General features: G+C 70.2%; 16 protein-coding genes, 1 tRNA gene and 1 pseudogene. 7 read left to right on the top strand and 11 right to left on the bottom strand.

Annotation, left to right across the window (positions count from 1 at the left end; genetic code table 11):
- Positions 1-66: 66 nt before the first annotated feature.
- The gene (locus ABZ934_RS16780) at positions 67-837 is read left to right on the top strand and encodes a response regulator transcription factor (protein WP_361313215.1); all 771 of its coding nucleotides are present in this window, start codon (positions 67-69) and stop codon (positions 835-837) included.
- Here the strand turns inward: ABZ934_RS16780 and ABZ934_RS16785 are convergent.
- Positions 796-1293, bottom strand: a complete 498-nt coding sequence (locus tag ABZ934_RS16785; protein ID WP_361313217.1) for a MarR family transcriptional regulator — start codon at positions 1291-1293, stop codon at positions 796-798. The two genes, ABZ934_RS16780 and ABZ934_RS16785, sit on opposite strands and share 42 nt — an antisense overlap.
- Before the next feature lie 176 nt (positions 1294-1469).
- Here ABZ934_RS16785 and ABZ934_RS16790 point away from each other — a divergent pair, with 176 nt between their 5' ends.
- Together ABZ934_RS16790 and ABZ934_RS16795 are read left to right on the top strand one after the other, a co-directional pair.
- A complete protein-coding gene (locus ABZ934_RS16790; protein WP_361313220.1) occupies positions 1470-2327 on the top strand; it encodes a trans-aconitate 2-methyltransferase in 858 nt (285 codons plus the stop codon).
- A 1-nt stretch (position 2328) separates the two neighbouring features.
- Positions 2329-2691, top strand: a complete 363-nt coding sequence (locus ABZ934_RS16795) for a VOC family protein (protein WP_361313223.1) — start codon at positions 2329-2331, stop codon at positions 2689-2691.
- A gap of 65 nt (positions 2692-2756) precedes the next feature.
- Here ABZ934_RS16795 and ABZ934_RS16800 read toward each other — a convergent pair whose 3' ends face one another.
- Together ABZ934_RS16800 and ABZ934_RS16805 are read right to left on the bottom strand one after the other, a co-directional pair.
- Positions 2757-3431, bottom strand: a complete 675-nt coding sequence (locus ABZ934_RS16800) for a TetR/AcrR family transcriptional regulator (RefSeq protein ID WP_361313226.1) — start codon at positions 3429-3431, stop codon at positions 2757-2759.
- Complete coding sequence (locus tag ABZ934_RS16805; RefSeq protein ID WP_361313229.1) at positions 3428-4402, bottom strand: fatty acid desaturase; 975 nt, start codon at positions 4400-4402, stop codon at positions 3428-3430. The genes ABZ934_RS16800 and ABZ934_RS16805 overlap by 4 nt, the downstream gene beginning before the upstream one ends.
- A 376-nt stretch (positions 4403-4778) precedes the next feature.
- Between ABZ934_RS16805 and ppc the strand changes: the two genes are divergently transcribed.
- Positions 4779-7472: a phosphoenolpyruvate carboxylase gene (gene ppc, locus ABZ934_RS16810; protein ID WP_361313359.1), complete on the top strand. Its 2694-nt coding sequence runs from the start codon at positions 4779-4781 to the stop codon at positions 7470-7472.
- Positions 7473-7547: 75 nt separating this feature from the next.
- Here ppc and pth read toward each other — a convergent pair whose 3' ends face one another.
- The 6 genes from pth to ABZ934_RS16840 all read right to left on the bottom strand — a co-directional run bounded on the left by pth (position 7548) and on the right by ABZ934_RS16840 (position 12644).
- Positions 7548-8138, bottom strand: a complete 591-nt coding sequence (gene pth / locus ABZ934_RS16815; RefSeq protein ID WP_361313232.1) for an aminoacyl-tRNA hydrolase — start codon at positions 8136-8138, stop codon at positions 7548-7550.
- Positions 8139-8239: 101 nt separating this feature from the next.
- Positions 8240-8824, bottom strand: a complete 585-nt coding sequence (locus tag ABZ934_RS16820; protein WP_361313235.1) for a 50S ribosomal protein L25/general stress protein Ctc — start codon at positions 8822-8824, stop codon at positions 8240-8242.
- 191 nt (positions 8825-9015) lie between these two features.
- Positions 9016-9993, bottom strand: coding sequence for a ribose-phosphate diphosphokinase (locus tag ABZ934_RS16825; RefSeq protein WP_136213578.1), 978 nt, complete (start codon positions 9991-9993; stop codon positions 9016-9018).
- Between the two features lie 145 nt (positions 9994-10138).
- On the bottom strand, positions 10139-11587 hold the full coding sequence (gene glmU, locus ABZ934_RS16830) for a bifunctional UDP-N-acetylglucosamine diphosphorylase/glucosamine-1-phosphate N-acetyltransferase GlmU (protein WP_361313238.1): 1449 nt from the start codon (positions 11585-11587) through the stop codon (positions 10139-10141).
- A gap of 109 nt (positions 11588-11696) precedes the next feature.
- Positions 11697-11768: transfer RNA gene (locus tag ABZ934_RS16835), tRNA-Gln, on the bottom strand.
- A gap of 12 nt (positions 11769-11780) precedes the next feature.
- The gene (locus ABZ934_RS16840) at positions 11781-12644 is read right to left on the bottom strand and encodes a helix-turn-helix domain-containing protein (protein ID WP_361313241.1); all 864 of its coding nucleotides are present in this window, start codon (positions 12642-12644) and stop codon (positions 11781-11783) included.
- A 131-nt stretch (positions 12645-12775) separates the two neighbouring features.
- Here ABZ934_RS16840 and ABZ934_RS16845 point away from each other — a divergent pair, with 131 nt between their 5' ends.
- On the top strand, positions 12776-14041 hold the full coding sequence (locus ABZ934_RS16845; protein ID WP_361313243.1) for a sensor histidine kinase: 1266 nt from the start codon (positions 12776-12778) through the stop codon (positions 14039-14041).
- Here the strand turns inward: ABZ934_RS16845 and ABZ934_RS16850 are convergent.
- Together ABZ934_RS16850 and ABZ934_RS16855 are read right to left on the bottom strand one after the other, a co-directional pair.
- Entirely contained in the window at positions 14038-14544 is a 507-nt protein-coding gene (locus ABZ934_RS16850) for an SUKH-3 domain-containing protein (RefSeq protein WP_361313247.1), read from the bottom strand. The genes ABZ934_RS16845 and ABZ934_RS16850 overlap by 4 nt on opposite strands.
- A gap of 5 nt (positions 14545-14549) precedes the next feature.
- Positions 14550-15083, bottom strand: a complete 534-nt coding sequence (locus tag ABZ934_RS16855; protein WP_361313250.1) for a YwqJ-related putative deaminase — start codon at positions 15081-15083, stop codon at positions 14550-14552.
- Between the two features lie 228 nt (positions 15084-15311).
- Here ABZ934_RS16855 and ABZ934_RS16860 point away from each other — a divergent pair, with 228 nt between their 5' ends.
- Both ABZ934_RS16860 and ABZ934_RS16865 read left to right on the top strand, forming a co-directional pair.
- Positions 15312-16307 (top strand): SMI1/KNR4 family protein, encoded by a 996-nt coding sequence (locus ABZ934_RS16860; RefSeq protein ID WP_361313252.1) that lies wholly within the window; start codon positions 15312-15314, stop codon positions 16305-16307.
- A gap of 7 nt (positions 16308-16314) precedes the next feature.
- Positions 16315-17569, top strand: a pseudogene (locus ABZ934_RS16865) (hypothetical protein); the annotation flags it as partial.

A 17569-nucleotide genomic window follows, 5' to 3' on the forward strand; every position in this document is an offset into this window, starting at 1 on the left:
GCGGATCACCACCCGGTCCGGGCGCCGTACCCGCCGTCGTCCGTTCCCCGACCCGTGGGGGTTTTCGTGGTTCGTATCCGGGTTCTCGTCGTCGACGATCACCGCATCTTCGCCGAATCTCTCGCGGCCGCGCTCGCGGCCGAGTCGGACGTGGACGTGTCCGCGGCCGGCAGTGCTCCCGCCGCCGTGCGCTGCCTCGAACGCGCGGCGGCCGAGGGTCGCCGCTTCGACGTCATGCTCGTGGACGCCGACCTGGGCGCCGCCGCGGGGACCGTACCCGTACAGCGCGCGGGATCGGGGCCACCACCCGCGCCTCCCGGCACGGACGGGATCGCGCTGGTCGCGAGCGTGCGGGCGGCGCATCCCGGGGTGCGGGCGGTGGTCCTCGCCGAACGCGACGACCCCCGCCGGGCCGCGCTCGCGCTCCAGGCGGGGGCGTCCGGCTGGGTCGCCAAGGACTGTTCGCTCTCGCGGCTGCTGGCCGTGATCCGGGGCGTCCTGCGGGAGGAGACCCATCTTCCGCCCGCGCTGCTGACAGGGGTGCTGCGGGAGCTGACCGCGGCGCGCAAGCACCGTACGGACAGCGAACGGCTGGTGGAGTCGCTCACGCCGCGCGAGCACGAGGTGCTGCGCTGCATGGTGGCCGGGCTGGGCCGCAAGGACGTGGCCGCGCGACTGTTCCTGTCCCCGCACACCGTGCGCACGCACATGCAGAACGTCCTGGGCAAGCTGGGGGTGCACTCCACGCTCGCGGCGGTGGCCCTGGCCCGGCGGGCCGGGGTGCGGCCGGCGGAGCTAGCCGGGGATGTTGTCGAACGGAGCGGTCAGCCTGCGTAGCAGCGCCGCGAGGTCACCGCGCTGGCCCTGCGAGAGCTGGGCGAGGATGGCGCGTTCCTGCGCCAGCAGCCCGGCCAGGGACTGGTCGGCGCGGTCGCGGCCCTCGGGGGTCAGCCGGACCAGTACGCCGCGCCGGTCGCTGGGGTCGGGAAGCCGCTCCACCAGGCTCTTCTTGGCGAGCCGGTCGATGCGGTTGGTCATGGTGCCGGAGGTGACCAGCGTCTGGGTCAGCAACTGGCCGGGGGAGAGCTGGTACGGGGCGCCGGCGCGGCGCAGCGAGGTGAGGACGTCGAACTCCCAGGGCTCCAGGCCGTGCTCGGAGAAGGCCAGCCTGCGGGCGCGGTCGAGGTGGCGGGCGAGCCGGCTCACGCGGCTCAGCACCTCCAGCGGTTCAACGTCGAGGTCAGGGCGTTCTCGCCGCCATGCCGCGACCAGTCGGTCGACCTCGTCCTCCATGCCGATCAGTGTAAGGGGTCTGTCGATGTGAAGTCTCTTCAGTTCGAGGATCTTGGGTCCTGGATATCTCGATCTCGTGTATCTTGACATCAAGATATATATTCGGCCAGGATGGGAATGGAGGGGGCCGGACAGCTTCCGCTTCCAACCGCCCCATCAGCAGGGAGGCTTCGCATATGCATTCCGATACCGCCCCGGTTCCGACGCCCGTCGCCACCGCTCCCGCGGCGCCGGTCTGGGATCCCCAGCAGTACCTCCGGCACGCCGGACACCGCACACGCCCCTTTCTCGACCTGCTGACCCGCATACCCGAACTCCCCACCGCCCCCGCACGCATCGCCGACCTCGGCTGCGGCCCCGGCAACGTCACCGCCCTCCTCGCCGACCGGTGGCCCGACGCGCGGATCACCGGCTTCGACCTCTCCCCGGAGATGCTCCACCGCGCCGCCCAGGACCACGCCGGACCCACCCCCGGCGGCGGGCACCTCGACTTCGACCGGGCCGACCTCGCCGAATGGCACCCCGAGGAGTCGTACGACCTGATCGTCTCCAACGCCGCCCTGCAATGGGTGCCCAACCACCCCGGCTCCTTCGCGGCCTGGATCACCGCACTGCGACCCGGCGGCACCTTCGCTTTCCAGATCCCCGGCAATTTCACCGCGCCCAGCCACCGGATGCTCGCCGACCTCTGCGACACCCCCCGCTGGCGCGACCGCCTCGCCGGCCACGGCGCGCGCTACGTCCACATCCTCGAACCCGCCGAATACCTCGCCCGCTTCACCGAACTCGGCTGCGCCGTCGATGTCTGGGAAACCACTTACCACCAACTGCTCTCCGGCCCGGACCCCGTGCTCGACTGGGTCAAGGGCACCGCCCTGCGCCCCGTCCTGACCGAACTCGGCGACGACGAGGAAGCCGTCGACAGCTTCCTCGCCGAATACCGGGAAGCGCTGCGCGCCGCCTACCCGCCCGGCCCCCGCGGCACGGTGTTCCCCTTCCGTCGCATCTTCGCCATCGCCCGCAAGGAGCTCTGAGGTGCTCACCGCACTCGACCACGTCCAACTCGCCGCCCCACCCGGCTCCGAGGACCTGCTGCGCCGCTACTACACCGACGCCCTCGGCATGACCGAACTCCCCAAGCCCCCCGCGCTCGCCGCCCGCGGCGGTTGCTGGTTCGCCGCCGGTCCCGTGCAACTCCACGTCGGCATCGAAGACGCCTTCCGGCCCGCCGGAAAGGCCCACCCGGGTCTGCGCGTCACCGGGATCGAGGCGTACGCCCGCAGGCTCCGCGAGCACGGGGCCGAGGTCCACTGGGACACCGACCTGCCCGGCCACAAGCGGTTCTACTCGCACGACCCCGTCGGCAACCGCCTCGAATTCCTCGAACCCACCCCCTGACGACGCACCGGCGCCCCGCCACCGTGGAATCGGTGACGGGGCGCCGGTGCGCCCTCCCGCGCCGGTCAGCTCTTGCGGTGACCCACCAGCCGAGGGCGCGCCTCCAGGTTCTCCAGACCGTGCCAGGCCAGGTTCACCAGGTGCGCCGCCACCTCGGCCTTCTTCGGGCGCCGCGTCTCCAGCCACCACTGGCCGGTCAGCGCCACCATGCCCACCAGCGCCTGCGCGTACAGCGGGGCCAGCTTCGGATCAAAACCACGCGCCTTGAACTCCAGGCCCAGGATGTCCTCGACCTGCGTGGCGATGTCGCTGATCAGCGACGCGAAGGTACCCGTCGACTGCGCCACCGGCGAATCCCGCACCAGGATGCGGAACCCGTCCGTATAGCTCTCGATGTAGTCCAGCAGTGCGAACGCCGCCTGCTCCAGCAGCTCCCGCGGGTGCCCGGCCGTCAGCGCGCCCGTCACCCCCTCCAGGAGCTGCCGCATCTCGCGGTCCACGACCACCGCGTAAAGACCTTCCTTGCCACCGAAGTGCTCGTACACCACCGGCTTCGACACCCCGGCCTTCGCCGCGATCTCCTCCACCGACGTGCCCTCGAAGCCCTTCTCGGCGAACAGCGCCCGACCGATGTCCAGCAACTGCTGACGCCGCTCCGCACCCGTCATCCGCACGCGGCGACCACGCCGGGGCTTGTCACCGCTGGAACTACTGCCGTCGATCGCCACGTCCCCCATCATGCCGCGTTCGACGACATGTCCTTGCGCCGGGCATCGATGCGGGACTCCGACGGCCACCGCACGTCGGAAGCCCAGCCCACCTGCTCGAACCAGCGGATCAACCGCGCACTGGAGTCGACCTGCCCCCGCAACACGCCGTGACGCGCCGACGTCGGATCCGCGTGGTGCAGGTTGTGCCACGACTCGCCGCACGACAGCACCGCCAGCCACCACACGTTCCCCGAACGGTCCCGCGACTTGAACGGACGCTTGCCCACCGCGTGACAGATCGAGTTGATCGACCAGGTCACGTGGTGCAACAGGGCGACCCGCACCAGCGAACCCCAGAAGAACGCCGTGAAGGCCCCCCACCAGGACATCGTCGCCAGCCCCCCGACCAACGGCGGGATCGCCAAAGACACCACCGTCCAGAGCACGAAGTCCCGGGAGATCCGCCGGATCGCCGGGTCCCCGATCAGGTCGGGCGCGTACTTCTGCTGGTTCGTCTGCTCCTCGTCGAACAGCCAGCCGATGTGCGCCCACCAGAGGCCCTTCATCAGCGCCGGCACGCTCTCGCCGAATCGCCACGGCGAATGCGGGTCACCCTCGTGGTCCGAGAACTTGTGGTGCTTGCGGTGATCCGCCACCCACCGCACCAGCGGCCCTTCCACCGCCATCGACCCCATCACCGCCAACGCGATGCGCAACGGCCGCTTCGCCTTGAAGGAACCGTGCGTGAAGTAGCGGTGGAAACCGATCGTGATGCCATGGCACGCCAGGAAGTACATGAACACCATCAGGCCCATGTCGAGCCAGCTCACCCCCCACCCCCACGCCAACGGGATCGCCCCGGCCAGCGCCACGAAGGGCACGGTGATGAACAGCAGCAAGGCGATCTGTTCCACGGAACGCTTGCTCTCGCCGCCCAGTGTCGCGGACGGCTCAGACGTGCGAGAGGCCGCCGAAGCGCCCTCCCTCAGATCGGGACTCATGATCAAAGTGATCCCCTGGGGGGTGAGGAGACGGCAGGTGCCCTTACCACCGAGCCTACGGAACCGTAAGTTACGGCAACGTAAGTATGGCAAAGCCTGCGCCGGCGGCAAGAGGAGCACGCACCACGCCCGCGCTGCCGTCACCCGAGCACCGGACACCTATCCTGGTCACGTCGGACAGCGCGGTCCGCACGGGCAGCCCGAGCTGAGCAGCGGCACCGCCGCGCCCGCCCGGGGAAGCCCACCGCCCAGTAGCGCTCGAACACTGCAAGGAGCCGCACCTGTGAGCAGTGCTGACCAGGCCGCCCAGGCCCCCGTCACCCAGGCCCCGGCCACCAAGGCCACCCTCACGCAGGCCGCCACCGCCAACGCGGAGCTGCGCGCCGACATCCGCCGCCTCGGCGACCTCCTCGGGGAAACCCTCGTACGCCAGGAAGGCCAAGACCTCCTCGACCTCGTCGAACGCGTCCGCGCCCTCACCCGCACCGACGGCGAAGCCGCCGCCCGGCTCCTCGGCGACACCGACCTCGAAACCGCGGCCAAGCTCGTCCGCGCCTTCTCCACCTACTTCCACCTCGCCAACGTCACCGAACAGGTACACCGCGGCAAGGAACTGCGCGCCCACCGGGCCGCCGAAGGCGGCCTGCTGGCCCGCACCGCCGATATGCTCAAGGACGCCGACCCCGCCCACCTGCGCGAAACGGTCAAGAACCTCAACGTCCGACCCGTCTTCACCGCACACCCCACCGAGGCCGCCCGCCGCAGCGTCCTCAACAAGCTGCGCCGCATCGCCGCCCTCCTCGAAGAACCCGCCACCGGCGCCGGCGAACGCCGCCGCCACGACCTGCGGCTCGCCGAGAACATCGACCTCGTCTGGCAGACCGACGAACTGCGCGTCGTCCGTCCGGAACCCGCCGACGAAGCCCGCAACGCCATCTACTACCTCGACGAGCTGCACGCCGGCGCCGTCGGGGACGTACTCGAAGACCTCGCCGCGGAACTCCAGCGCGTCGGCGTGGAGCTGCCCCCCGGCACCCGCCCCCTCACCTTCGGCACCTGGATCGGCGGCGACCGCGACGGCAACCCCAACGTCACCCCCGACGTCACCCGCGACGTCCTGATCCTCCAGCACGAACACGGCATCACCGACGCCCTCGCAGCCATCGACGAACTGCGCGGACTCCTCTCCAACTCCATCCGCTACACCGGGGCCACCGAGGAACTCCTGACCTCCCTCCAGGCCGACCTCGAACGCCTGCCCGAGATCAGCCCCCGCTACAAGCGGCTCAACGCCGAAGAGCCCTACCGCCTCAAGGCCACCTGCGTCCGCCAAAAGCTCCTCAACACCCGCGAACGCCTCGCCCACGGCACCCCCCACCAGGACGGCCGCGACTACCTCGGCACCGCCGAACTCCTCGCCGACCTCACCCTCATCCAGAACTCCCTGCGCGAACACCGCGCGGCCCTCTTCGCCGACGGCCGCATGGACCGCACCATCCGCACCCTCGCCGCCTTCGGCCTCCAGCTCGCCACCATGGACGTCCGCGAACACGCCGACGCCCACCACCACGCACTCGGCCAGCTCTTCGACCGACTCGGCGAGGAATCCTGGCGCTACGCCGACATGCCCCGCGACTACCGCGGCAAGCTCCTCGCCAAGGAACTCCGCTCCCGCCGCCCCCTGGCCCCCACCCCCGCACCCCTCGACGCGGCCGGCGCCAAGACCCTCGGCGTCTTCTTCGCCATCAAGGACGCCTTCGAGAAGTTCGGCCCCGAAGTCATCGAGTCCTACATCATCTCGATGTGCCAAGGCGCCGACGACGTCTTCGCCGCCGCCGTCCTCGCCCGCGAAGCCGGCCTCATCGACCTCCACGCGGGCTGGGCCAAGATCGGCATCGTCCCCCTCCTGGAGACCACCGACGAGCTCAAGGCCGCCGACGTCATCCTCGACGCGATGCTCGCCGACCCCTCCTACCGCCGCCTGGTCTCCCTGCGCGGAGACGTCCAGGAGGTCATGCTCGGCTACTCCGACTCCTCCAAGTTCGGCGGCATCACCACCAGCCAGTGGGAGATCCACCGCGCCCAGCGCCGCCTGCGCGACGTCGCCCACCGCTACGGCGTCCGCCTGCGCCTCTTCCACGGCCGCGGCGGCACCGTCGGCCGCGGCGGCGGCCCCTCCCACGACGCGATCCTCGCCCAGCCCTGGGGCACCCTCGAAGGCGAGATCAAGGTCACCGAACAGGGCGAGGTCATCTCCGACAAGTACCTCGTACCGTCCCTCGCCCGCGAGAACCTCGAACTGACCGTCGCGGCGACCCTCCAGGCATCCGCCCTGCACACCGCCCCCCGCCAGTCCCACGACGACCTCGCCCGCTGGGACGCGGCCATGGACACCGTCTCCGACGCCGCCCACGCCGCCTACCGCGCCCTCGTCGAAGACCCCGACCTCCCCGCCTACTTCTTCGCCGCCACCCCCGTCGACCAACTCGCCGACCTCCACCTCGGCTCCCGGCCCTCCCGCCGCCCCGACTCCGGCGCCGGCCTCGACGGCCTCCGCGCCATCCCCTGGGTCTTCGGCTGGACCCAGTCCCGCCAGATCGTCCCCGGCTGGTACGGCGTCGGCTCCGGCCTCAAGGCCCTGCGCGAAGCCGGCCAGGACGACGCCCTCGGCGAAATGGGCAAGCGCTGGCACTTCTTCCGCAACTTCCTGTCCAACGTCGAGATGACCCTCGCCAAGACGGACCTGCGGATCGCCCGCCACTACGTCGACACCCTCGTCCCCGACCACCTCAAGCACGTCTTCGACCGCATCGAAGCCGAACACGAGCTCACCGTCCGTGAAGTCCTGCGCATCACCGGCGGCGAGAAGCTCCTCGACTCCCACCCCGTCCTCCAGCAGACCTTCGCCGTCCGCGACGCCTACCTCGATCCCATCTCCTACCTCCAGGTCTCCCTCCTCGCCCGCCAGCGCGCCGCAGCCGAACGGGGGGAAGAGCCCGACCCGCTCCTCGCCCGCGCCCTCCTCCTCACCGTCAACGGCGTCGCCGCCGGCCTGCGCAACACCGGCTGACCGGCCCGGAACACACGCCAAGGGGGTCCCCCCGTGCCTCGAAGGCACGGAAGGACCCCCTTCCCGTACGACCCGCTACGCGTTGTACGCCGACTGCGCCCGCTCCAGACCCTCCTGGACCAGACACTCCACCGCATCCGCCGACCGGTCCACGAACCAGTCCAGCTCCTTGCGCTCCGTCGACGAGAAGTCCTTCAACACGAAGTCCGCCACCTGCATCCGACCCGGCGGCCGCCCGATCCCACACCGCACCCGGTGATAATCCGGCCCCATCGCCTTCGTCATCGACTTCAACCCGTTGTGCCCGTTGTCCCCGCCGCCCAACTTCAACCGGAGCGTCGGATAGTCGATGTCCAGCTCGTCGTGCACCGCCACGATCCGCTCCAGCGGCACCTTGTAGAAGTCCCGCAACGCCGACACCGGACCCCCCGACAGGTTCATGAACGACATCGGCTTCGCCAGCACCACCCGCCGGTTCGCCGGACCCGGAGGACCCATCCGGCCCTCCACCACCTGCGCCCGCGCCTTGTGCGCCTTGAACTTCCCGCGCATCCGCTCCGCCAACAGGTCCACCACCATGAACCCGATGTTGTGGCGGTTGCCCGCGTACTCCGCCCCGGGATTCCCGAGACCGACGATCAGCCAGGGCGCCGCGTCGTCCGACATCAAAAAAGCTCCTTAACGAAGACGACCGCCGTCCCGCTCCAGTGGAGCCGGACGGCGGTCGTTCAGCAAGTGCTGCGAATGCTGAGGGGGAGAGGCGTGACTCAGGCCTCGGTGCCCTCGGCGGTCTCGGCGGCCGGCTCCTCGGCCTGCGGGGCGACGACCTGCAGGACGGCGATGTCACCGTCGACGGCCAGGGTGGTGCCGGCCGGCAGGACCAGGTCCGAAGCGTGAATGGTGGCGCCGGCCTCCAGGCCCGCGATCGAGACGGTGACCTCGGTCGGGATGTGCGTGGCCTCGGCCTCGACGGAGATGGTGTTCTGGAGGGTCTCCAGCATGTTGCCACCGGCGGCCAGCTCGCCCTCGGTGACGATCGCGACGTCGACCGTGACCTTCTCGCCCTTCTTGACGATCAGGAAGTCGACGTGCGAGATCGAACGCTTCAGCGGGTGCTTCTGCACGGCCTTCGGGATGACCAGCTCGGTGCCGCCGTCCTTGATGTCCAGGGAGATCAGGACGTTCGGGGTGCGCAGCGCCAGCTGAAGGGCGTGGGCGTCGACGTTGACGTGCTTCGGGTCGGTGCCGTGGCCGTAGATGACCGCGGGGGTCAGGGCGTCACGACGGGCCTGACGGGCAGCACCCTTGCCGAAGTCGGTACGGGACTCGGCGGAAAGCTTGACCTCGGACATGCTCACTCCTCGTGGGGTGACGGAAAATGGACGACAGTCACCCGGCCGGAACGGCCTGCTACGAAGAGCGCGTCGATAACGGAGCATCCGCACCCGAAAAACAGGTACGGCCTCCCTCGCCGAGCAACTCGAAGAGTCTACCCGGCCGGAGGCCGTACCCAAAAAGGATCAGCGGCGGGACCGCCGATCCCCTACTGCTGCTCTTCGAAGAGGCTCGTGACCGAACCGTCCTCGAACACCTCACGGACCGCACGCGCGATCATCGGCGCGATCGAGAGCACCGTGATCTTGTCCAGCTCCAGGTCCGACGGATCCGGCAGCGTGTTCGTGAACACGAACTCGCTCACCTTCGAATTCTTCAGACGGTCCGCGGCGGGACCCGACAGGATGCCGTGCGTCGCCGTCACGATGACGTCCTCCGCACCGTGCGCGAACAGCGCGTCGGCCGCGGCGCAGATCGTGCCACCCGTGTCGATCATGTCGTCCACCAGGACACAGACACGACCCTTGACCTCACCCACGACCTCGTGGACGGTCACCTGGTTCGCCACGTCCTTGTCACGACGCTTGTGCACGATCGCCAGCGGCGCGTCCAGACGGTCACACCAACGGTCCGCCACCCGCACGCGACCCGCGTCCGGCGACACGATCGTCAGCTTCGACCGGTCCACCTTCGCACCCACGTAGTCCGCGAGGACCGTCAGCGCCGACAGATGGTCCACCGGACCGTCGAAGAAGCCCTGGATCTGGTCCGTGTGCAGGTCCACCGTCAGGATGCGGTCCGCACCCGCCGTCTTCAGCAGGTCCGCCACCAGACGCGCCGAGATCGGCTCGCGACCCTTGTGCTTCTTGTCCTGACGGGCGTACCCGTACGACGGCACGATCACCGTGATGGAACGCGCGGAAGCACGCTTCAACGCGTCGATCATGATCAGCTGCTCCATGATCCACTTATTGATCGGAGCCGTGTGGCTCTGGATCAGGAAGCAGTCCGCACCACGAGCCGACTCCTGGAAACGAACGTAGATCTCACCGTTCGCGAAGTCGAAAGCCTTCGTCGGCACCAGGGCGACGCCCAGCTGATGCGCGACCTCCTCGGCCAGCTCGGGGTGGGCGCGGCCGGAGAAGAGCATCAGCTTCTTCTCGCCGGTCGTCTTGATCCCGGTCACAGCACAGTCTCCTCAGACGTGTTGAAAGCTGCTCGCCCCCGTGTGCGTCCGTCCCGCACACGGTGAGCCAGCCGAATTGCGTGCACCTATCACGGTACGCCGTCACCGGCGCACCTGTTTCCGGTCAGTTCACCCGGACAGCCGCTCAACGCGACCCCGAGCCCTCCCCGACCGCCGACTCGGCCGCCGCGGCGGCGGCGCTCCCCGGACGCTTACGCGCCACCCAACCCTCGATATTCCGCTGCTGACCGCGGGCCACGGCCAGCGCACCCGGCGGCACGTCCTTCGTGATCACGGACCCGGCCGCCGTGTAAGCACCGTCCCCGACCGTGACGGGCGCCACAAACATGTTGTCCGAACCGGTCTTGCAATGTGAACCGATGGTCGTGTGGTGCTTGTGCTCGCCGTCGTAGTTCACGAACACGCTCGCAGCACCGATGTTGGAGTACTCGCCGATCGTCGCGTCCCCGACGTACGACAGGTGCGGCACCTTCGTGCCCTCCCCGATCGTCGCGTTCTTCATCTCGACGTACGTACCCGCCTTGGCCTTGGCACCCAGGTTCGTCCCCGGACGCAGGTACGCGAACGGACCCACGCTCGCCGACTCCCCGATCACCGCCGAATCCGCCACCGTGTTGTCCACCCGCGCCCCCGCACCCACCCGCGTGTCCGTCAGCCGGGTGTTCGGACCCACCTCGGCCCCCTCCGCGACGTGCGTGCGCCCCAGCAACTGCGTACCCGGGTGGATCAGCGCGTCCTGCCCGAACGTCACCGTCACGTCCACGAACGTGCTGGCCGGATCGACCACGGTCACGCCGGCGAGCATCGCCCGCTCCAGCAGCCGCGCGTTCAACAACGCACGGGCCTGGGCCAACTGCACCCGGTTGTTGATCCCCAGGATCTGTCGGTGATCCGCTCCCACGGCCGCACCGACCCGGTGACCGGTCTCGCGCAGGATGCCGAGGACATCGGTCAGGTACTCCTCGCCCTGGCTGTTGTCGGTACGGACCTTGCCGAGCGCGTCGCTCAACAGCGCCCCGTCGAACGCGAAGACCCCGGAGTTGATCTCACGGATCGCACGCTGGGCGTCGGTGGCGTCCTTGTGCTCGACGATGGCCGTCACGGCGCCGGTCGCCGCGTCGCGGACGATCCGACCGTAGCCGGTCGAGTCGGGGACCTCGGCGGTGAGCACGGTGACGGCGTTGCCGTCGGCCTCGTGCGTCGCCGTCAGCCCGGCCAGGGTCTCGCCGGTCAGCAGCGGGGTGTCGCCGCAGACGACCACCACGGTGCCGGTGATCTCGCCGCCGAGCTCTTCGAGGGCCATCCGGACGGCGTGCCCGGTGCCGTTCTGCTCGTACTGGACGGCGGTGCGGACACCCGGGTCGATCTCGGCGAGGTGCGCGGTGACCTTCTCGCGGGCGTGGCCGACGACGACCACGAGGTGCGCGGGGTCCAGCTCGCGCGCGGCGGCGACGACGTGGCCGACGAGCGAGCGCCCGCCGATCTCGTGCAGAACCTTGGGAGTGGCCGACCTCATGCGGGTGCCTTCACCCGCTGCGAGTACGACGACGGCTGCCGGGCGGGTTGCGCTCACGGGGGTGCCCTTCGGCTTCGGGGGTGGACCCGTGAAGGATACCGGTGGCCCGGGGGCCGGAAACGAGGCCGGGTCCTGACCGTGGAGGTCAGGACCCGAACTTGTAAAGCTCCCCTGCCAGGACTCGAACCCGGACATAGGACTCCAAAGGTCCCAGTGCTGCCGATTACACCACAGGGGATAGCAAACCCGACTAAATCGGACATTCGCCTCTGTCGATCGAGTCGACGGCACCTACTATGCCGCACCAAGTGCCCTCAATGCGACGGTACAAGTCGCAGCTCGCGGACACACGGACGATCAAGCATCCACGGTAGTCGGTTCCGGTGTTCTTGCGGACGGTCTTGGGGTTGTGCTTCTTGAGCGTGGTCCTCTGGAGCTGCGACCGCTGCACCCCGACGAAGTCCGCCCAGTAGAGCTCCGCGCCGGCCACGTCTGCCGTCTCGTGGATCATCACGCGGAAGCGCAGCCGCTCGGGAGTGATGCCAAGGAGGCTCAACCAAGCCAGGTAGACGCGGATGACGCCGGGGTCGCTGTTGATGAACGTCGCGGTCTCACTCCGCCGATACGGCTTGCTCTTGCTGCCCTCGGCCCAATAGAGGGCCGCTCCGATCAGGAAGAGCTCACGGTCGCTCAGGCCGCCGACCGCTGCTCTCGCGGCGTCGATCGAGGCTTCGCGCGCGGCCTCCCGGCGTGGCCCCTCGAAGGCCCAGCGCTTCAGGGCGGCGTCGCGGCCCTGCTCCTGAGGCGTGCGGTGATCCACCTTGGGGAGGTCGCGGACCCAGAGGGAGACGGAGCTCTTGGAGCAGCCCAGCTCGGTCTGGATCTGGTCGTACGTGAGGCCCTGGAGGCGCAGCGCGCGGGCTCGGTCGCGGAGGTCGTCCTTGGCGTTCGGGCGGCGGGTCCATTCCGGGGCGGCCTCCCCTTGCAGCAGGCGGTTCAGGATCTCGCCGTTGAAGACTTGTAGGCGGTCGCGGATCTCGCGGCGGCTGAAACCGTCGCGACGGAGGGCCACGGCCTGGGTGCGGAGACCCTCGAAGTCGGCGTATTTGCTCATGGACCCAGGTTCGTCCGGAATGTGGGATTCAGGTCTTGCCCTGCGCGACATTCAGTCGTACGTGCGATTACCGGCGGTTTGCCGGAAAAACCGGCCGGGCCGTGGTGGGGGTGCTGCGTAGGCTGGACGGCATGACCAGTACGGGGGAAGAGCAAGGCCGCGCTGGGCCGCCTTTGTGGTGGGAGCGGCGGCGGGACGTCGTGTGGGACGTGGGGATCGGGGCGGTGTCCGCCCTGGAGTGTGCGTGGGAAGGGGTGGGGTTCGCCCGCGAGGCCGGGGTGCCGGTGGTGCTCGGGGTGGTGTTCGGGTTCGTGGTGGGGGCCACGCTCGTGCTGCGGCGCCGGTGGCCGGTGGCCGTGGTGCTGGTGGCGATCGCGGTGACGCCGGCGGTGATGGGGTTCCTGCTGGGGGTGGTCGGGCTCTACACGCTGGCCGCGTGCGAGGTGCCGCGGCGGGTCACGGCGACGGTGGCCTCGATGTCGCTCGTCGCGACGCTGGTGGTGATGTACCTGCGGACCGACGGCGACGCGGGCGTGACGCCGACCCTGGTGATCTCGCTGTCGGTGTTCGTGGCGGTGGCGCTGACCGTGCCGCCGGTGCTGCTCGGCATGTACGTCGGTGCCCGGCGCCGGCTGATGGAGAGCCTGCACGAGCGGGCGGATTCGCTGGAGCGGGAGCTCTCGCTGTTGGCGGAGCGTGCCGAGGAGCGGGCGGAGTGGGCGCGTACGGAGGAGCGGACGCGGATCGCGCGGGAGATGCACGACGTGGTGGCGCACCGGGTGTCGTTGATGGTGGTGCACGCGGCGGCGTTGCAGGCGGTGGCGGTGAAGGACCCGGTGAAGGCGGCGCGGAACGCGGCGTTGGTGGGGGACATGGGTCGGCAGGCGCTGACGGAGTTGCGCGAGATGTTGGGGGTGTTGCGGGCGGAGGCGCCGAGGTCGGTGGAGCGGGTGCCGTCGGTGTCGGTGTCGGTGCCGGCCGTGGAGGAGGGGCCGTCGTTGGCGGAGTTGGAGGCGCTCGTGGGGCAGTCCCGGGCGGCGGGGATGGTGGTGGAGCTGTCGGTGCGGGGGGAGTGGCCGGGGTGTGCGGCCGAGGTGGAGCAGACGGCGTACCGGGTGGTGCAGGAGGCGTTGACCAATTGCCACAAGCACGCGCCGGGTGCGGAGGTCGTGGTGCGGCTGGCTCATCGGGAGGGTGAGGTGGCGATGCAGGTGGAGAACGGGCCGTGTGACGGTGATGCGGGTGGGGCGGGTCTGCCGAGTGGGGGGAACGGCTTGGTGGGGATGCGGGAGCGCGTGCTGGGGCTGGGTGGTGTGTTCGTGGCGGGGGCGACCGATGCGGGTGGTTTCCGGGTGTCGGCCGTGTTGCCGTGTGCGCGTGGGGTGGGTGCCGTTTAGCCCGTCGTGAGGCGGGTGGGTTGGAGGCCGGTGAGGAGGAGGGTGAGGGCCTCGTCGAGGGTGGCGCCGAGGTACCAGTCGCCGGTGTGGTCGATGGCGTAGACGCGGCCTTCGCGGTCGATGGCGAGGTGGGAGCCGGTGTCCGGTTCGGCGCCGAGGGGGCTGAGCTCGGTGGAGAGGGCGCGGCCAAGGTCGGCGAAGGTGCGGGCGAGGTGGAGCCCGGTGAGGGGGTCCAGGCGGATGGGGGTGGGGGCTATCTGGCGCCCCGGGCCGGGTGCGGTGAGGGTGAGGCCGCCGAATTCGGCCCATGCTTCGACGGCGGCGGGGAAGACGGTGTGGCGGTGCCCGGCCGGGGTGGTGTGGTCGCGGAGGGCGTCGGCCCAGTATTCGGCTTGTTTGATGTCCCAGCGTCCGGGTTCCCATCCGGCGGTGCGCAGGGCGGTGTCGATGGGGGTGGGGAAGCGGGTGGCTGAGGAGCGGTCGTAGGACGCGGAGGTGGTCATGGCGGCTACTCGGTGTGGGAGAGGTCGACGGGGCGTACGCCGAAGTGGGCGAGCAGGGCTTGGCAGGAGCGGCAGGGGGGCGCGTAGCTGCCGTGGAGGGGGTCGCCGTCCTCGCGGATGTGGCGGGCGGTGATCTTGGCGTGTTTCAGGGAGCGGCGGGCCTCGCTCGCGCTGAGGGGTTTGCGGGCGGCGCGTCTGCTGCGGGCGGCTTCGGTGGCGGTGATGTGGCGGGAGAGGAGTATCGCTTCGGGACATCGGCCGGTGAAGCGTTCGCGTTGGTTGCTGGTGAGGGTGTCGAGGTAGTCCTGGACGAGGGGGTGCAGGGCGGGGGGTTGGTCGGCTTTGCCGGCGGTGCCGGTGAGGGTTTCGCCGCGTACGGAGAGGGCGGCGGCGATGGTGGGGAGGATGCCGTCGCGGCGGAAGCGCAGGGCCGGGGCGGTGTGGGCGCCGTCGGTGGTGCTCCAGCGCAGGCGGGGGTCGCCGGTGGTGCCGGTGGGTGCCGGTTCGGCGTGGTCCGTGCGTGTTGCCGTGTGCTGCATGTCGCTCTTCCCTCCCGTGGCGGCGGTGGTGGCCGCTGTCGCGCACGCCCCCGTGCTGAGGGGACAGCCTGTCAAATGTCCCGTGTGGTGTGGAAGCGGGGTCGAATTTTCGTATCAATTCGGATGTTGCGGGCCGTGGTGTGGGTGGGGGGCCGGTGGGCGGATGCCGCTCTTGCGGGAGCACATAGGCTGTGGTGAACCAGCCAGATCCAGCAGGGGGCTACCGCCATGACGACAGGTCGGCTCGGGCAGCAGGCCCCGCCACCCAACGCCGCTTATTCGGGGCAGGTCGTGCATTTTCCGGACCCGGTCCGGGCTGCCCGGCATCCTCACGGGGTCCGGATGGGCGGTGAGGGGCATCCGGATCTCTCTCCTTACGCGCGGGCGGCGGTGGAGATCGCCGAGCCGCCGGAGGGTTTCGGTGTGGACGAGTTGCGTCTGACGGACTACGTGTCCGCGAACGCGGCGATGCGCGCGGTGGGTCACGAGTTGTGGGACACGGTGGGTGCGGTGGCGACTCCGCACGGGTGGACGTGGCACCACGTGGCCGGGTCGCGCCGGTTGGAGTTGGTTCCGGTCGAGGTGAAGGCGTTGTTGCGGCACCACGCGGGGTTGGCGACGGCGCCGGTGGACCACGAGAAGCGTGGTACGCGGTCCTTGCAGGAGGTGCGGCCGGTGCACCTGGAGCTGCCGAAGTCGGTGGTTTCGGTGTCGGAGCGGCATGTGCAGGGTGTGGAGGAGGACCTCGGGTACCGGTTGCCGGAGGCGTACCGCTCGTTCCTGAAGGCGGCCGGGGGCTGTGCGCCGGTGGGTGCGGGGCTGGACGTGGAGTTGGGTCTGTTGATGGACCAGCCGTTCTTCACGGTGCGTGAGGAGGCGGCGGTCAATGACCTGGTGTACGTCAACAAGTGTCTGCGGGACCACCTGACGAAGGACTACCTGTGTGTGGCCTTCGTCCAGGGCGGGTTGCTCGCGGTGAAGGTGAAGGGCGAGGGGATCGGCTCCGTGTGGTTCTCTCCGTACGACGACGCGCGGGACCGGGACGGTTGGTCCGTGCAGGAGCGCGTGGAGCGGCTGTTGTTGCCGTGCGGTGCTGATTTCGATGCCTTTCTGGAGCGGTTGGCGGGCAATCCGCCGGAGTTGGAGACGGTGGCCGGTCTGATGGTGGACGGCGGATTCGCACGCTCGGTTCCCGTCGCGGGTGCCGCTCCGGTGGAGGGGTGACGGTGCGGTGGTGACGTTTGCGCAGGCGCAGGAGCGCGCCGAGGAGTGGATCAACGGGGACGTGCCCGCGTACCAGCACCGTGAGGTGCGGGTGCGGGAGTTCGGGCTCGGGTTCGTGGTGTGGTCGGAGGACCGGGCGGGTGGTCCGGTGTCCGGTGGTGGCCGGCAGCGGCTGGTCATCGCGCGGGACAGTGGCGAGGTGACGTTGTGGCCCGGGTTGCCGGTGGGTGAGGTGATCCGGCGGTACGAGGAGGAGTACGGGGCGGGGTCGGCGCCGGTGGTTGAGGCTTCGGTGCCGTCGCCGCGGATCGACTCGGAACAGACGTCGTTCATGTTGAGCCCGCCGGAGTGGTTGCAGGAGGCGGCGGACCGGGCGGGCATCCCTGCGGTGGGTGCCGATTCCTCGGTTGGTGGCGCGTCCGGGGTTTCTAGTGCGTCTGGTGTGTCTGGTGGGTCTCCGGTTTCCGGTGGGGTCGACGCTGCTGCCGGTTCCGGGGCTGCCGCCGCGCCTGCCGCGCCTGTGTCCTCGGGGCCGGCCGGCGCCGTTTCCGACGTGGTGCCGCTCCGCCGCGGGGGCGGGGTGCCGTACGAGCCGACCGCAAATGACGGGGTGCCGGCGGGGACGACGCCGTGGGCGGGGACGGATGTGAACTCCGGCGCGGACGAGCCGTCGGTGCCGTTGCCGGCGACGGTGTTCGCGCCGCCGCTGTCGGGATCGGACCTGGAGGAGCGCGCGGGGGCGCCTTCGGGGGTGGCTCCGGAGGCGAAGACGACGTTGATGTCGGGCGGTAGCCAGTTGCCGAGGACGGCCATAGCGCCGGCCTTGGGGCAGGGTGCCGGGGACATCGCCGACGCGCCGACGAGCAAGGCGCAGGTGTCACGGCCGGGGGTTTCCAGGGCAGCGGCCGGTGCGCCGGCCGACGTGCCGTCCGCGCCTCCCGCGCCTCCCGCGCTGCCGGGGGCTTCTGGTGCGCCGGGTGGTGGGCTTGATCACGCTGCGACGATGTTGGCCGGTCCTGCTGTGGTGGGGCCGCCGGCTCCGCCCGGGCCGCCGCCTGCTCCTGGTGTGCCGGCGGGTCCCGGTGTGCCTCCGGGTCCGCCTGGGGTTCCGGGTGCCGGTGGTGGGCCGGGTGGTGGGCTTGATCATGCCGCGACGATGTTGGCGGGTCCTGCTGTGGTGGGGCCGCCGGCTCCGCCCGGGCCGCCGCCTGCTCCTGGTGTGCCGGCGGGTCCCGGTGTGCCTCCGGGTCCGCCTGGGGTAC

The organism is Streptomyces sp. NPDC046557, assembly GCF_040645975.1.
Taxonomy (GTDB): Bacteria; Actinomycetota; Actinomycetes; order Streptomycetales; family Streptomycetaceae; genus Streptomyces.

Bases quoted from the DNA above. Each gene is read 5' to 3' on its own strand.
- ABZ934_RS16785 (WP_361313217.1), bottom strand. From the start codon at position 1,293: ATGGAGGACGAGGTCGACCGACTGGTCGCGGCATGGCGGCGAGAACGC.
- ABZ934_RS16790 (WP_361313220.1), top strand. From the start codon at position 1,470: ATGCATTCCGATACCGCCCCGGTTCCGACGCCCGTCGCCACCGCTCCC.
- ABZ934_RS16800 (WP_361313226.1), bottom strand. From the start codon at position 3,431: ATGATGGGGGACGTGGCGATCGACGGCAGTAGTTCCAGCGGTGACAAG.
- ABZ934_RS16805 (WP_361313229.1), bottom strand. From the start codon at position 4,402: ATGAGTCCCGATCTGAGGGAGGGCGCTTCGGCGGCCTCTCGCACGTCT.
- pth (WP_361313232.1), bottom strand. From the start codon at position 8,138: ATGTCGGACGACGCGGCGCCCTGGCTGATCGTCGGTCTCGGGAATCCC.
- ABZ934_RS16820 (WP_361313235.1), bottom strand. From the start codon at position 8,824: ATGTCCGAGGTCAAGCTTTCCGCCGAGTCCCGTACCGACTTCGGCAAG.
- ABZ934_RS16840 (WP_361313241.1), bottom strand. From the start codon at position 12,644: ATGAGCAAATACGCCGACTTCGAGGGTCTCCGCACCCAGGCCGTGGCC.
- ABZ934_RS16845 (WP_361313243.1), top strand. From the start codon at position 12,776: ATGACCAGTACGGGGGAAGAGCAAGGCCGCGCTGGGCCGCCTTTGTGG.
- ABZ934_RS16850 (WP_361313247.1), bottom strand. From the start codon at position 14,544: ATGACCACCTCCGCGTCCTACGACCGCTCCTCAGCCACCCGCTTCCCC.
- ABZ934_RS16855 (WP_361313250.1), bottom strand. From the start codon at position 15,083: ATGCAGCACACGGCAACACGCACGGACCACGCCGAACCGGCACCCACC.
- ABZ934_RS16860 (WP_361313252.1), top strand. From the start codon at position 15,312: ATGACGACAGGTCGGCTCGGGCAGCAGGCCCCGCCACCCAACGCCGCT.